Here is a 14,012-nt window from a genome sequence, read left to right as displayed (position 1 = left end):
CCGGACCGCCCTCCCAGCCGCCCGACCCACCGGCGGGCGCGGCGCAACCGGACGATCCCGGCGACTCCGATTCCAGCGATCGCACGCGTCGCGACAGCACCCCCGTGGAAAGTCGAACCGAGGAGGTCGGACGAACCGACGGGGGTCCGGAACGCTCGGAGGATTCCTCCGAGCGCGAATTCCGGCAGGCGGTCCTGAACCGCTTGGCTGCCGACGCCACCGCCGCGGCCAGAGAAGCGGACGCGGCCAGGCAAGCCGGGGACGAGCAGGCCGCAGCCGAGGCGACCGCGCGCCGCGATCTTCTGGACGCCGCGCTCCTGCGTGCCGTGGAACGCTACGCACTGCTCGACGCGGGCGCGCATCTCATCGGCGACCACCGACTCGGTGTGCTCGACGGCGACCCACCCCGCTACCTCGTCGCGGGCTGGAGCGCCGCCGACGCGGCCTCGGTTCTGGCCGAAGCGCTCACCGCCGACCCCGGCCTGGCCGACCTGTTGCGTATGCCCGGCGTGGAGATCCACGAACTGCGATTGGTGATGGACGAGAACGGTGCGATCACCGTCCACGCCGTCGAAGCGGGCCGGTCGGCCGGGGATAGCACGCCGGCCGGCGCGGAAACGCCATCTCGCGACCGCACGCCGACCGGCGAAACCGAATCATTTCGACCGCACGACACCGCGAACAGCGCCGAAGTCCCCACGAACTCTGCGTCGATTCCCCACGACCGCAGTACGGATCCCACCCCCGGCGAACAACGACGAGACGATTCGGCCCGCTCCGATAGTGACGCCGAATCCAATGCTTCGGCACAGGATCGTGCCACCGACTCGACCTCCGGTGCGCCTCGACAAGGCAATCCGCCGGATTCCGAGTCCGCGAGTCCGATCCACGATCGCGATGAGCCGTCCGCCGGTCGGAGACCTGACGGCCCGGAAGTATCGGACGTGGATTCCGAGTTCGCATCTCAGGTCCATGGTCGTGAAGCGGGCGCCGACAGCGTGCGTCCTGACGTCACAGCGGTGTCGGACGTGGATTCCGATTCCGAGCCCCCGGTTCATGGTCGTGACGAGGCCGCCGACAGCGGGCAACCCGACGGTCCGGCAGTGTCGGAGGCGGATTCCACGCCCCCGGCCCACGGCCGCGATGACCATCCCGGCAACACGCGACCCGACGATCCCACAGTGTCGGAGGCCGATTCCGGCCCGGCACCGCCGCCCCGGGACAGCGGTGACGACTCCGCCGATGCCGTCCGCGAGCACGCCGAGGCCGTCGCACGTCGCGACGCACTGGCCGAGCGTCTACGCGAACTGGCCGACCAACTCCCCATCCGAGATCCGGAATCCCTCGCGCCCGAACGGATCGCCGCCACTCTCCGGGAATTGTCCGGTTGGCGCCTGTCCGACGAACAGACCGTCGCCCTCGCCGAATTCGGTCGGTTGGTGCCCGATTACCTCGCCGCGCACGCGGAGGTGGCCGCACTCGCCGACCGGATCGGGCTGATCCAGGAATACGACCGCCTGCTCGCCGAGCACAAGGAGTTGGTCAGGGAACGAGAGTTCGTGCGCGCCAAGGCCGATCGGCGCGCGGACGATCTGATTCACAGAGTCGGACTCGGTCCCGACGATTCGGTTCCGTGGACGGCGCGCGATTCCGAGAGTCGCGAGGACGCCATCCGCGCGATGCACGCCGAAACAGGCACCGACAGAGTCGATATCACCGGCGGCATCGACGAGTTGAGCAGGCAGGACCGCAGACTCGCCGACGCCGATGCGCAGCGGTCGCGCCGCGAGGCGATCGAGAAACTCATCGAGGCCACCGACCGCTTCGACGAACTCGACGAACAGGTGCGGCGATTGGAGCAGCGCCTCTCGGAACTGGAGCACGCCGGTATCGCCGTGCATCGTCCTCCGAGTGCCGAGGCGGCCGCGCGGATCGACGAGTTGGCCAGGCAGCGCGCCGCCGAACTCCAGCGCATCAAGCCGCGCCGGACGATGCGCGACGATCTCGCGATCCGCCTCGGCGTCGTCGACGAATCCGGCGCTCCCGACGAGACGGCCCTCACCCGCGATCTCGAGGAAACCATCGCCGACCTGCGCGATCGCATCGATGACGACTTGCGTTCCGGCACTCTGCGTGTCGATGAGCTCCCGGCACGCCTGCGCGCTGTCGACGCGCTGGCCGACGCTGCCGCCGACGTCGCCCGCGCGCACAACCTCGTCGGCCGACTCCAGGACGAGATGGCGGGACTCGCGGGCGAGTGGCGTCGCCAGATCGAGGCGGAGGGCGGAAGGATGGTCACCGATCGCGTCGGGATCATCGAAGGCGAGCGACCTCGTATCGTCGTTTTCGGCACCAGGCCGGACCCGTATGCCCCACGCGCCCGATATGATCAAGCTTTCGACCACGCGGTGCGCACGGATGCGGCGGTCGCTCAGGCCGTGGTGCGCGCGGAGACGACGGTCGAGTACCGCAGTGTCCTCGCCGATCGCAATGGCGGGGTCCGCGCGGAACCGATGACCCCGCCCGAGGTCGAGCGACTGAGTTCGGGCTGGCGCGACGGCAATCGCCTGGACATGACCAGGTGGCGTGATTCCGAAGGCCAGTGGCACCCGGTCGATCCGACTCGCCCCGATTGGACGACCGGACGCGACGGCGCGACCCTGCCCAAGAAATTCACCCCGAAGGATCCCCCGGACGGCGTGAGCGGCTGGGCGATGGAGGATGTCGTCAACGACATCACCCTGCCGACGGATGACGTTCCGGCGGGCCAGATTCCGGAGAGCACGCTACCGGTCCACGCCCCGCAGGCGCCGTCGCAGTACGACACCTCCGGGGTCCCCTCGGGTGTCGAAGTATTCGGCCAGCACTGGGGCGCCGATTCCTACAATGTGGTGCGCCTGATCCTCATGGCGGCGCAGGTGCCGAATCATCCGGCGGTGAAAGCGTGGATCCAGCGCCACCCGGAGATCGGCCGATGGGTTCAGCAACGTCCCTGGCTCAGGCACATTCCGCCGTTCGGAACGGTTTTCGCGAACTACGAGTGGTTCGCTCCGCCGCAACGGAATGTGCAGCCGATGTTCCGTCCGTGGGATCCTGCCGATCACGCGCCGCCCGCGGGCCGGGTCGACATCCCGCCCGCGCTGCGAGCCGAGTGGGATCGCGACGTCGCCGCCTGGCAGCGGGTGCAGGACTGGGCCGACGCCGAATACGATCGTTTCCTCGCCGACGACTCCGACGTCGACACGATCGCAGACGGTCTGGAAGCCCACCGCAGGGCGCGCCAGGAAGCGGCGGCCCGCGAGATCGTCGACGCGATTCGTGAGCAGTTGGTCCTGCGGCATCGCGGTATCGATCCGACCGGGGACGTCGATGCGCAGATCGCCCGCATCAACGATGAAATCGACCGTGTCGCAGCAGAACTCGCGGACCGATTCGCCAGTGACGACGAGGTGGCGGTGCGCGACACCGTCGCCGACATCGCGGATCTGATGCTCGCGCACGATTTCCCGGACAATCTCGCGGGTGATCGCCTGCCCGGCGAAACCCCCGAGGACACCATTGCCCGAGCGCTCGCCACCTACGCTCGCGACGACACCCCCGTCTACACGCGCGAACAGATCCAGCAGATCAAGGATCACCTGATGCGCGACGCGCACCGGGTGCGCGATCACGCCGACCCGCACGCCGTCTACGCGCGCAGGCCGATGGACCGCTTGGCCGACGTGGCCGAAGCGTGGAATCGTCTCATCGCGGGCGAACCACTGCCGCAGGACCTGGTCCTGCTCGGCGATGCACTCGCCGAATCCGACTACCTGCGTCGGCGTCCCGACGCCGGATGGCGCGACGCGAATGTGCACGCGGTCGGCCTCGGCTTCCATTGGGACGCCGATCGCCCACCACTCACCGACTGGCGTGTCGGAATCCCGTACGCGCCCCCGCCCGTCCCGATCGCGCCCGGCTGGAGTCCGCCGGAAAGCTCCGGTGAGACACCACCGCGCCCGATCCCGCCGGGTCCCGACGGGCCTTCGAGCGACCCGGATGACGGCGGACCGGCACCACTACCCCCCGGCCCGTCGAATTCGCCGCCCGCGTTGCCCGGCGAGACGAACGCAGCACCGACCAGTGACGGTGAGGCGCCGACGAACACCGACCGGTCATCGGATCGTCGCGTGTGGCCGCCGGAAACCGGCGACGAGGGACAGGCGAGCGCTCGCGACCTCGATCCGGGGGATTCCGAACGAGACCCAGGCGCCTCGACCCCGGACGATGCGGCGGAGGCCGACCTCGCGTCACCGTCGTCGGCAGAGGCTGTCGCCCGCACCGACTCCGACTCCGACCCAGCCCCAGAGCCCGTTCGGTCCGATCCCGACCGGCAGCGCGCGGCGGAGGCCGCGGCCGCAGAGTTGGAGGCCGCGCGAGCCGCACGCGCCGAGGCGATGCGTGGTTTGCCGGTCAACCCGGAAGATCTGGCATCGCGCGAGTCCGTGGACGAGGCCATCGAAGGCATGTTGTCGCGCACGATGCGCGTGGACGAGATGGCAGAGACGGTCCGCAGGATCGAAACCCTGCGCGAGGCCGCCGAACGCTACCTCGACGCCGAAGAAGCACACCGCCACTTCGCCGACCATCCTCCTGAGCCCGCTGAGCCCGCTGAGCCCGCTGAGCCCGCTGAGCCCGCTGAGCCCGCTGAGCCCGCTGAGCCCGCTGAGCCCGCTGAGCCCGCTGAGCCCGCTGAACCGAGGGAGTCCGTGCAGCGGACAGGCCACCCGGAGCCAGTGGACTCAGCGGAGTCGGCGGATCCAGCAGAATCCACTTCGCAGCCCGGGAGTCACCCTGTCCCACAGGGTGACTCGGACGTGACGAGTACCGAGGAGTCGAGCACGGACTCTCGCGAGGGTGATCATATCGATCCATCGGTTCGGGTTCCGAGGGATGGAGTCCCGCCGCCCGGAAGCACCACCGACCCGGATGAAGACGCCGCGAGCGCCGAACCGTCAGGTGCATCGGACGGGAACGGTCGCCGTGGCGACAACGACGGTGACGAGCCGTCCTCGAATGGTGCGGATCCCACCGGCAGCCGCCGACCGCATCGGTTGCCCGGTTCCTCACTGCGCTCGCATATTCCGCATCCGCCCAAGGATTACGACGTCGAATTCCCGCCGCCGCTCGACATCCGGGTGATCGATCCAGGACCCTGGCCCCTACCCGAGCCTCCGTCGGACCAGTCCGCCCCGCCTCCGTCGACTCCGCCTCCGTCGACTCCGCCTCCGCCGACGCCACCGGGACCGGGGTTGCCGCGACCGGAATTGCCCTCCCCTCCAACCCAGCCCACACCTCCGCCATCGGAAAACCCGCCATCGGTACCGGGGCTACCGGACCCGTCGTGCCCACCCGACCTGATCCCGACTCCACCTCCCGGTGATCAGATCCCGCCGCCGTGCACCGACCCGCCACCTACTGAACCGTGCCCGCCCGGCACTGTTCCACCAGGTCAGTCGGTCCCCCCGGGCTTACCTCTGCCACCCTCGACCCCGATCCCTCCCGGCTCGTGGCCCGGTGTCCCACCTGTCGGGGGGACGCCGAATTGGCCGACTCCGCCTGAACAGATACCGCCGGATCGGCTGACTCCGCCGCCCACCATGCCGACTCCGCCGGGTTGGCCAACCCCGCCCGATCAGCAGGGTCCTCCGGAATGGATGACGCCGCCTTCCGGCACACCGGTCCTACCCGGCGCGCAGACTCCACCGGATTGGCTGACGTCTTCCACCGGGCAGGATCAGCCCGGTGGACAGGTTCCGCCGGATTGGTTCACGCCACTTTCCGACGCACCGGTGCTGCCTGGCGGGCAGACGCCTCCAGATTGGTTGACGCCACCGTCCACCGGGCTGGATCATCCGGGTGGACAAACTCATCCGGGAGCGCAGAATCCGCCGGAATGGTTGACTCCGTCGGCCGGTCAGGTGCGACCGGATGGGCTGACGCCGTCCGGTTGGCCGACATCCCCGACATTCCCCGGCGACCAGGCTCCCCCCGCTCCGCTGCCCAACACCGATGGACAGTTCGCGCCGGGCACACAAGTTCCACCGGGCGGCACCGCCCACACCCCACCGAACGGGTGGAACCCCGGCAGCCTCGTTCCATCGAATCCGGTTGCCGCGCCGACTCCGTGGACGTCCTCCGACATCCTGCCCCCACCTGCATCGCAACCCCACACCCCGACCCAGCCGGGAAATCCTCTGCCGGGCAATGGCATCCCGTCGACAGCAAACCCGCCGCAGGGTGATTGGTCGCAAGAAGGATCCACACCGACGATCCCACCGCCGCCGGTGATGCCCGGCCTGCCCCCATCCGGTCGAGATGACCGACGAAGGCAGCCCGACAACAGCCGAGTCTCGGACGGGCACAACGAGACCGAATCGACCCTGCTGGTCCGCCCGTTCGCGGGCTACGGCGTCTCCGCCGAATTCGATCCGACCACCGGTGCGCTGCAAGCGACCGCGATCCGCTACCGGCAGGAGTCGGGCGTCTATTGCGAACTCGCGGACGTGATGGTCGTGCTGTATCGCCGCGACTCCAGGTTGGTGGCGCGGATCGGCGGATTCTGGTTCGACCTCGACGGGCCGATCACGGTGGAGTGGGTCCAGGGCCCGCAGCGGCAGACGGAATTCGTTGTCACCGACGGTGCTTCGATTCTGTGCCGACTGACCTATCGCACGTTGCCCGAGGAACTGGATATCGGTCGCTATATCCGGGATCTCTGGGCGGACACGGCACGACGCGCGGAGGTCTTCACGTGATGCGGCGGGATTCGGCAGCCGTGATCGGCTCGTCGCCGCCGCCGTCCCCAGTGGCAGGGCTGTACAAGGACTTCGGTGTCGAGCGGAGACGCGGACAAACGATCGAGGAGAGGGCGGCGACGTGAACATGCCGGACGACAACGGCAACTACAGGCCGCACTACGAGCCGGTCATCGAACCCGCGAGCGGTGAGTTGCCCGATATCGAATCCGCATCCGACGATGTGCCGGAGGTCGATTCGGACGGGTCCGATCGGAGGTCCGCCGCGACAACCGAGCCCGCCGAAAGCGATGCCCCCGATGTCGGCTTCACGGTCGCGGAGGAATCCGACGACATGCAGGAGCGCGCGAAACGTCTGTGCCACAAGCTCGCCCGCGACCTCGCCGCCACCGGACCGCACGGCTGGACGCGATTGGACGCGGTCTTCACGCTGACCACCCTCACCGAGATGGTGCAGGTGTTCTTCTCGGACGAGCACGACCGTTCGCTGCGCGTGCATCCGGGACCCGATGTGCTGTCCACGGTTCGTGAGCATCGTCGCCTTTCCGCGGAACTCGGTGACGGCCCGTGGTGGCGTCTGATTCTCACCTTGAATCGCGAGGGCGCCATCGAGGTCGACTTCGATTACGGCGACGACCCGTTCCCCGGTGACCAACTCTTCCCGCCCGAGGCCTACGCCGCCGACCTTGAGGTGTATCCGCGCTCCGCACTTCCGGTCTGGCTTGCCGCCTACATCCATCACGGCGGCAGGCAGAACCGTCCGGCACGCGTCGCCGCCATTCACGCGCGTGCCGATCGACAGGCCGATGTGCGCCCGACGCGCAGCGGCGACGATTTCCCTGCGCTACCGGTGATGTGGGGGCGCTGGGCGGTGATGGCCGCGGCCTTCGTGGCGACGGGTTCTCAGCGAGGTCCGCGCATCCTGCCCGCGCTGGGCGTTTTCGAGGGATCGCGTCGCAGCGGCGCGACGCTGTACATGTTGCCCGGTGGTCGCGCCGTACTGTCGGGCGGCGTCTGGAATGCCGCTGAACTGGACGCGACCTACAACGGCGGCGCGCCCACCCCGCAGCTGTTCGCGGGCGCGCCGGAATGGGTGGCCAATCCGGTGCTGAATCCGCGTGCCGCCAACGGTCTGCTGTCGTTCTGCTACTGGTGGGAGGCAGGGGACTGGTATCGCGGCGAATCCCCGACGGCGGAGCGGCTCGTGGACGCCGTGCCGGGAATGTGGACCACCGATACCGTCGCCGACGTGATCTGCGGTCTGCTCGCCGAGTCTCCGACCGATCAGCGACGCGCAGCCGTGCTGACTCTCGTTTCCGCGGCAGAAATCGGCGTGGTCACCCGCGACACCCTCGCCGCGGTCTTCGATGACGACTCGGACGTCGACAGCGCGTACTACCAGCTGACGATGGCAGGTGTCGCGGTCTCGATCCCCGAGCCGATGCCGCGGGAGGACGCGCTGGCGAAGGTGCGGCGTTTCATCACCGAACGAGGTCTGGACGCCGCCGGATATCCGGTCTCCGACCTGCGCGCCGATCGCATCGATGTGGGCTGGATGGTCTACGCGCCGACCCGCCCGGACGAGATCGCCATCGCCCGCGCGATCTTCTACATCGCCGACGACGGTGTGCTCGAACAGTCGTCGTCCTCGGTGGCTCCGTCGGTGTTCGTCATCGAGTTCGAGCGTCGCTTCCAGCAGCGACACGGCGCGGTCGGCATCTGATGGTCGCCCCTTGGATACTCGGATAGCCTCTGCCTCAACCGATTTCGCTGTGAACTCGTCGTTCCTCGCGCAGGTTCGCTACCTGTAGTCGGTGTGTTGCGCGAGGCCGATCGTGATTCGTTGCGCCCCGCGCCGACCGAGGCTGTGTCGCAACCGTTCTCGCCGGATCGCCAGGGGGAAGTACCGCGTCCATCGACGAACGGGCAGTATCACCACGGTCGTCTCCGCGCGGGCCGGTGTTGTCGTGACACACGAACCGGTCGGATTCGACGAAGTCCCGCCGCACGGCGCAAGTCGCGCGAATGTTGCCGGGGCGATGGTTACGCTGTTCGCGCACAGGCGTGACCCTGACGAGAAGGGGGTTTGCATGGCCGAGTTGTTCTTGACGAACGTGCGGGTGGTGGACGGGAGCGGGCGGAATCCACTTCGTGACGGTGCTCTATTGATTTCGGGCAATACCATTTCGTGGGTGGGGGAACGTTCGACGGCCCCCGATATCGGAGAAGCGACGGTCGTCGATCTGCGGGACAACACCGTCTGCCCCGGATTCTTCGACTGCCACGTGCATTTCGCGCTGCCGGGTGGGTCGGGGAATCCGTACGAAGCGGTGTCGGTACCCACGTCGTACCGGACGTTGGCCGTATTGGAACGGTTGCGCGTCACCCTGCACAACGGGGTGACCAGCGCGCGCGACCTGATGGGGATCGACGCGGGCGTCCGGATGGCCGTCGCGCAGGGCCTCGTCGAAGGACCGCGTCTACAGGTGGCGATCACCATGCTCAGCCAGACCGCGGGGCACGCGGATCTGACCCAGCTGTCCGGATTCGACCCGATGTCGTATCTGCACGGCCCGGAGACCCCGTCGCCGTTGATCGACAGTGTCGACGAGGCGCGCAAACGCACGCGCCAACTGTTGGGGCTCGGCGCGGATCTGATCAAAGTCGCCTCCAGCGGCGGGGTCGCCTCGCCGAACGATCAACCCGAATGGCTCGGCCTGCGCACGGAATTGGTGCGTGCGGTGGTCGAGGAATGCCGCGCCTACGGCAATAAGCCCGTCGCCGCGCACGCCATCGGCTACGCGGGTATCGAGGCCGCCGTCGAAGGTGGTGTCCGCAGTGTCGAACACGGCTACCAACTCGACGACGAACTCCGCCGCCGCATGGTCGACCGGGACATATTCCTGGTGCCGACACTGCTGGAAACCATGGAGGACCTCGACCCGCACAAGACCTCACCCGCCGCGCACGCCAAGAGCGTCACCTGGCACCGCCTCGCCCAGGAAGCCGTCGGCCGCTCCGCCGCCGCGGGTGTCCGTATCGCCGTGGGCACCGACGCGGGCCTGTCACCCGATCACGGCACGAACCTGCGTGAACTGGGATTACTCGTGAAATTCGGGGGCCTCACCCCGATGGAGGCGATTGTCGCCGCCACCCGCGACAGCGCCGCCCTGTGCGGGGTGGACGACCGTCTCGGCACCCTCGAATCCGGCAAACTCGCCGACATCGTGGTGGTCCGAGGCGATCCACTGCACGACATCGAATCCGTCGGCCGCCCCGACGACATCCTGCTGGTGATGAAGGACGGCAAGGTGAGCAGCGATCGCGGCGGGTTCTTCACGCCCGTCGACCGGTGGGGGTAGCGAGGGCATGCGAACCTGTCCCGCTCCCGGCAGCGTTGTCCGTGTCGCCGGGCGCCGGGCTCAGAATTCGAGTTCTGCCCACGGAATAGTGATCGGGAACGGGAAGTCGATAGCGATGACCTCGGAATCGTCAGGAGACCATTTGCCCGCCAGAATGTAGTTGGCCTGGTGCAGGGGAGTCACGCCCGGCGGCAGCGTGCCGTGCGTGGTCTCCAGCGCATAGGCGTGCACGAACGCGATCTCACTGCGATGCGGAGCGAGTTCGATTTCCCAATACCAAGGAATGCCGCCACCCGCGTAACGCGCTTTCTTGGCTTCGATATCTGTTTGTTTATTCGAGGGTGAGAGGACTTCGCCTACCAGAAGCGCATCATCGGCACGAATATCCTGATACGGCTCGTCGAGGCAGCGGTAGGCCAGGAAATCCGGTGTGACGAAATCGGACTTTCCGTGATCGCCGAAGAACACGTTCGTCTCGAAGTCGACACGCCAGCAGGCTCCCGGTTCCTCGGACATCGCCGACTTCGCACAGCGTTTCAACGCGCTGGTCAACGCGAACGTGAATGCCTGATGTTCTGCGGGCCCGCGCCGCAACCACACCACACGGCCCTCCCAGAGCTCGATTCGCGCCGCGACTTCCTCGGGCAGTTGCTCGAGTTCTTCCCAGGTCATGTGCTCCGGGAGATCGGGTCGCTCGACATGCGGGGCGGGCATGGCGCCATGGTAATCCGGATCGCTGCCTCGGCAACCGGGTTTGTCACCTCGACAATTGGCGCCGGTCGGTGAACATCGCGATGTGGTTGGTGAGGCGATGTCGCAGTTCCGCCGGTGGTCCGGGGATCACGGTGAAATCGTCGTCGCCATTGTGTTGAAGGAGGTAGCGGCCGTCGTCGGGATAGTCGAGCCAGAGGAAGGCCCTGCCGTCCGAGGTGGGCCGAGCGTCCAGTTGATAGCCGGGGAATACGGTGATTTCGCCGGTGCCGGAGCGGGGACGAAGGAAGAAACGCTGCACCTGTTCGGCGAGGGAGAGTCGGGTCGGATGTCGGCCGTAGGTGGGGGAGCGCAGGTCACCGCGGCGGCCTTGGAACCGTGGTGTCGTCCCGCCCTGCGCGCGGGGCAGGTGCGCGACGATCTCCGCGGCGAGCGCGTGCAGCGCCACGGTGCTGATCGTGACGGCGCCGCCGTGTTCGCGGGTCGGACCCGGGGCCTGGACGACGAGCGTGCACCGGTCGCCCACTATTCCCGCGTATACGCGGACGACCTCGGTCTGCCCCGGACCGTGCAGGCCTTCGATCTCGATGCGGACCTGCGGTTCCAGGAGCGCGCCGAACGCCGTGTGTAGCTCTTCGTCGTAAACACCCAGCAGCCTCCGCACGGCGGCTTCGCGACGTTCCCGGTAGACGTCGATGGATTCGGCGAACTCGTGCCGGTAGGTCAGCGGGTAGGGCAGACGATCACGGCCGTGCGCTTCCAGCGCGAGGGTGAACGCGTGCGGGTCGAGCTCCCAGCGACCCGAAGATCGCTGTCGATTCTCGGCGTATTCGCTCCCCGAGGGATCGTGGAACCGATTCATCCGCCGATGACCCCACCCGGAGGAAGGGTCGCGGGCAGTTGTCCGATGAGTTCGTTCTCGCGATCCTGGATGAGATAGTCCGGGGTCTTGTGTTCGTCCTCGTCGTCACGGCCGCCACCACCGCGGCCGCCCATTCCCGGCATACCGTTCATCCCTCGCGTGCCCGAGGTACCCGACGTCCGTGAGCCGCCGGAGCCGGACCCGGAACCGCCCGTGCCGCCCGGTGTTCCCGTGACGCTGCGTCCCGCGCCGGGGGTGCCTGTCCCGCCGAGCCCGCCGGAACCGGGTGAGCCCGACCCGGACAATCCCGATCCGGGAGATCCTGTTCCCGGAGATCCGGAACCGCCGAGTTTGCCGTCGCCGGGCGTGGTCGGTTTGTCGGTCCCCGCAGGGGTGGTCCCCGTGGGTGTGGACCCGGACGGGTCGGTGCTACTGGGTTTCGTGCTGCCGTCGTTGTTGCCCTGACTGCCGTCGGTGCCGTTCGACTGCGGGTCGGTGGCGGGGTTCTCCTGCGTGCCGGTGGGATTCGCAGTCGGCGTGCCGCCGTTGTTGTTCCCGTTGCTTCCGACCCCGTTGCCGGTTCCATTGCCGTTGCCGCCGCCGTTGTTGTTGTTCCCGTTGCCACCCGGCACGGTGCCCGGGTCGGCGACGGTGTTCCGGGGAACGGGCAGCACGGGCGTCTGGTTGTCGACGGTGACCGAACCGGGTTGATAGGTGCCGATCATGAAACGCTGAGCGTCTGCCTCGGCCTCGTTAGCCCGGTGCTTGGCCGCCTTGACCAGGCCATTGCCGGGGATATGGCCGAGGATTTCATCGAACCCGGACAGTTTCTCCGGCTTCGGAATGGTCATCTTCGCCTGTCCGAGAAGACCTTCCATGTAGTCGATGCCGTTGGCGACCATCTGGAACGAGGTGGGAAGTGCCGCGGCTTCGGTGGTGTAACTCTTCACCGCGTCGATCGCCGCGGTTCCCGATGTGCCCGACCATTTCTCGGACAGCACACGTTCGAAACTGTTCCGATAGTTGGTCACCGCCGTCTCGGTTCCGGTCGTAAGTCGTCGCCACCCGTCCGCACCGGAATTGACATCGCCGGATCTGACCTCGGGTTGACCGTTCCCACCGTTGAGCGCATTCCAGATCTGCTCGTGCGACCACGTGCTGAACGCTTCGGGATCGGATACGGCGGGCTTGGCCATCGACACGTCCGAGCCGCCGTCCAACCGCGTCCACTCGTTTCCGATAATGGTGCGGTCACCCTCCCATCTCAGCTTGCCTTCGTTATCGAGCCTGCCGCGATCGTCGTCCGCGTTATCGGATCTGTCATGGTTGTCGACAACCTTGAAGATGCCCAGAGTGCCGACATGGCCGAGGAATTCGCCGAAATCGCCCAACCCCATCAGATGCCCTCCCCGTTTGCGCCGAGTCCACTCGCGTTCTGCTGGTCGACAGTCTGCAATTTTCCGATCGCCGCGAGGAAGGTGTCGCGCTGGTCGCGGGCGATGGAGATGTGCTGGTCTATGCGTTTCACTGCCGAATCGTCGGGATCATCGGGACCACCGGCGACCGCTTTGAGTTGCAGCTTCTGTTGGATCGCTTGGGCAGATGGGAGCCCTCCCCACCCTGAGAGGTACTGAAGTCGTCCGGCCTCGAATTTTTGCGCCTCGAGGTCCGTGATGTATTGACTAGCCACATCCGCGATCGCCTGGCCGAGGTCTTCTTCGATCTTGAACTCGCCGTTGATGGCTTGCTGCTTCATGTTTCGCCAGTAGGAGGCGTGGTCCTGTGTCATTGGCGCTGTCCCCTGTTGATCACTTCGGCAGGTTCGGCTCGAGAGCCTCTGCGTATTTCTGTGCCATCTGGCACAAATCACCCACTCGTGGACCTTCGGTGCTCAGCCAGCCCACATCGATATTGAACATGCCCTGCTCGGCCTCGAACGCGACGTAGCAGCTGTCCGGCAGAGTCTTGTCCCGGTAGACCAGGCCAGGTCGCGAATTGATCTGCAAATCGCGCATATCGGTCAGACTTTCCTTACTCTTGGCCTCTGCGAGCGTGTGGCTGGTCGAATAGATGCCGACGCTTCGACGACCCGCGCCGTACCGGTCGTCCAGCGGGTGCCAGCTGCAGACTCGCCAGGCAGCTGGGCCGGTCGGTGGGTCGGTGGTAATCCGCATCGTTGTCGGATCCAGGCCGGCCCCTCGCAGCACCTCATCCGACAACGCCCCCCGGCACGGATTGAACACCTCGATCGTGTCCGGATCCCGCACCGTCGTCGTCGCC

8 protein-coding genes are annotated in these 14,012 nt (G+C 67.3%); 3 read left to right on the top strand and 5 right to left on the bottom strand.

Annotated elements, in window-relative coordinates; genetic code table 11:
- Nucleotides 1-104 precede the first annotated feature (104 nt).
- The 3 genes from JZ792_RS38525 (at nt 105) to JZ792_RS38515 (ending at nt 10,159) form a co-directional block, all read left to right on the top strand.
- Nucleotides 105-6,797 (top strand): hypothetical protein, encoded by a 6,693-nt coding sequence (locus JZ792_RS38525; protein WP_216917835.1) that lies wholly within the window; start codon nt 105-107, stop codon nt 6,795-6,797.
- 127 nt (nt 6,798-6,924) lie between these two features.
- Nucleotides 6,925-8,520, top strand: coding sequence for a hypothetical protein (locus tag JZ792_RS38520; protein ID WP_254190918.1), 1,596 nt, complete (start codon nt 6,925-6,927; stop codon nt 8,518-8,520).
- 367 nt (nt 8,521-8,887) lie between these two features.
- Nucleotides 8,888-10,159: a metal-dependent hydrolase family protein gene (locus tag JZ792_RS38515; protein ID WP_216917834.1), complete on the top strand. Its 1,272-nt coding sequence runs from the start codon at nt 8,888-8,890 to the stop codon at nt 10,157-10,159.
- Between the two features lie 60 nt (nt 10,160-10,219).
- Here JZ792_RS38515 and JZ792_RS38510 read toward each other — a convergent pair whose 3' ends face one another.
- The 5 genes from JZ792_RS38510 to JZ792_RS38490 all read right to left on the bottom strand — a co-directional run.
- Nucleotides 10,220-10,831, bottom strand: coding sequence for a Uma2 family endonuclease (locus tag JZ792_RS38510; RefSeq protein WP_254190917.1), 612 nt, complete (start codon nt 10,829-10,831; stop codon nt 10,220-10,222).
- An 85-nt stretch (nt 10,832-10,916) separates the two neighbouring features.
- Entirely contained in the window at nt 10,917-11,732 is an 816-nt protein-coding gene (locus JZ792_RS38505) for an ESX secretion-associated protein EspG (protein WP_216917832.1), read from the bottom strand.
- A complete protein-coding gene (locus JZ792_RS38500) occupies nt 11,729-13,129 on the bottom strand; it encodes a hypothetical protein (RefSeq protein ID WP_216917831.1) in 1,401 nt (466 codons plus the stop codon). Before JZ792_RS38500 ends, JZ792_RS38505 begins: the two co-directional genes overlap by 4 nt.
- On the bottom strand, nt 13,129-13,488 hold the full coding sequence (locus JZ792_RS38495) for a hypothetical protein (RefSeq protein ID WP_254190916.1): 360 nt from the start codon (nt 13,486-13,488) through the stop codon (nt 13,129-13,131). The genes JZ792_RS38500 and JZ792_RS38495 overlap by 1 nt, the downstream gene beginning before the upstream one ends.
- 52 nt (nt 13,489-13,540) lie before the next feature.
- A partial coding sequence (locus tag JZ792_RS38490; protein ID WP_216917829.1) for a DUF3558 domain-containing protein occupies nt 13,541-14,012 on the bottom strand: 472 nt, incomplete at its 5' end.

Source organism: Nocardia noduli (assembly GCF_019038455.1).
GTDB classification, from domain to species: Bacteria; Actinomycetota; Actinomycetes; order Mycobacteriales; family Mycobacteriaceae; genus Nocardia; species Nocardia noduli.
This window is presented reverse-complemented; position numbering and strand designations above follow the sequence as displayed.

What these genes read in the sequence shown, in the direction of transcription:
- JZ792_RS38495 (WP_254190916.1), bottom strand. Translation starts at nt 13,488, where the DNA reads ATGAAGCAGCAAGCCATCAACGGCGAGTTCAAGATCGAAGAAGACCTC.
- JZ792_RS38520 (WP_254190918.1), top strand. Translation starts at nt 6,925, where the DNA reads ATGCCGGACGACAACGGCAACTACAGGCCGCACTACGAGCCGGTCATC.
- JZ792_RS38510 (WP_254190917.1), bottom strand. Translation starts at nt 10,831, where the DNA reads ATGACCTGGGAAGAACTCGAGCAACTGCCCGAGGAAGTCGCGGCGCGA.
- JZ792_RS38500 (WP_216917831.1), bottom strand. Translation starts at nt 13,129, where the DNA reads ATGGGGTTGGGCGATTTCGGCGAATTCCTCGGCCATGTCGGCACTCTG.
- JZ792_RS38515 (WP_216917834.1), top strand. Translation starts at nt 8,888, where the DNA reads ATGGCCGAGTTGTTCTTGACGAACGTGCGGGTGGTGGACGGGAGCGGG.
- JZ792_RS38505 (WP_216917832.1), bottom strand. Translation starts at nt 11,732, where the DNA reads ATGAATCGGTTCCACGATCCCTCGGGGAGCGAATACGCCGAGAATCGA.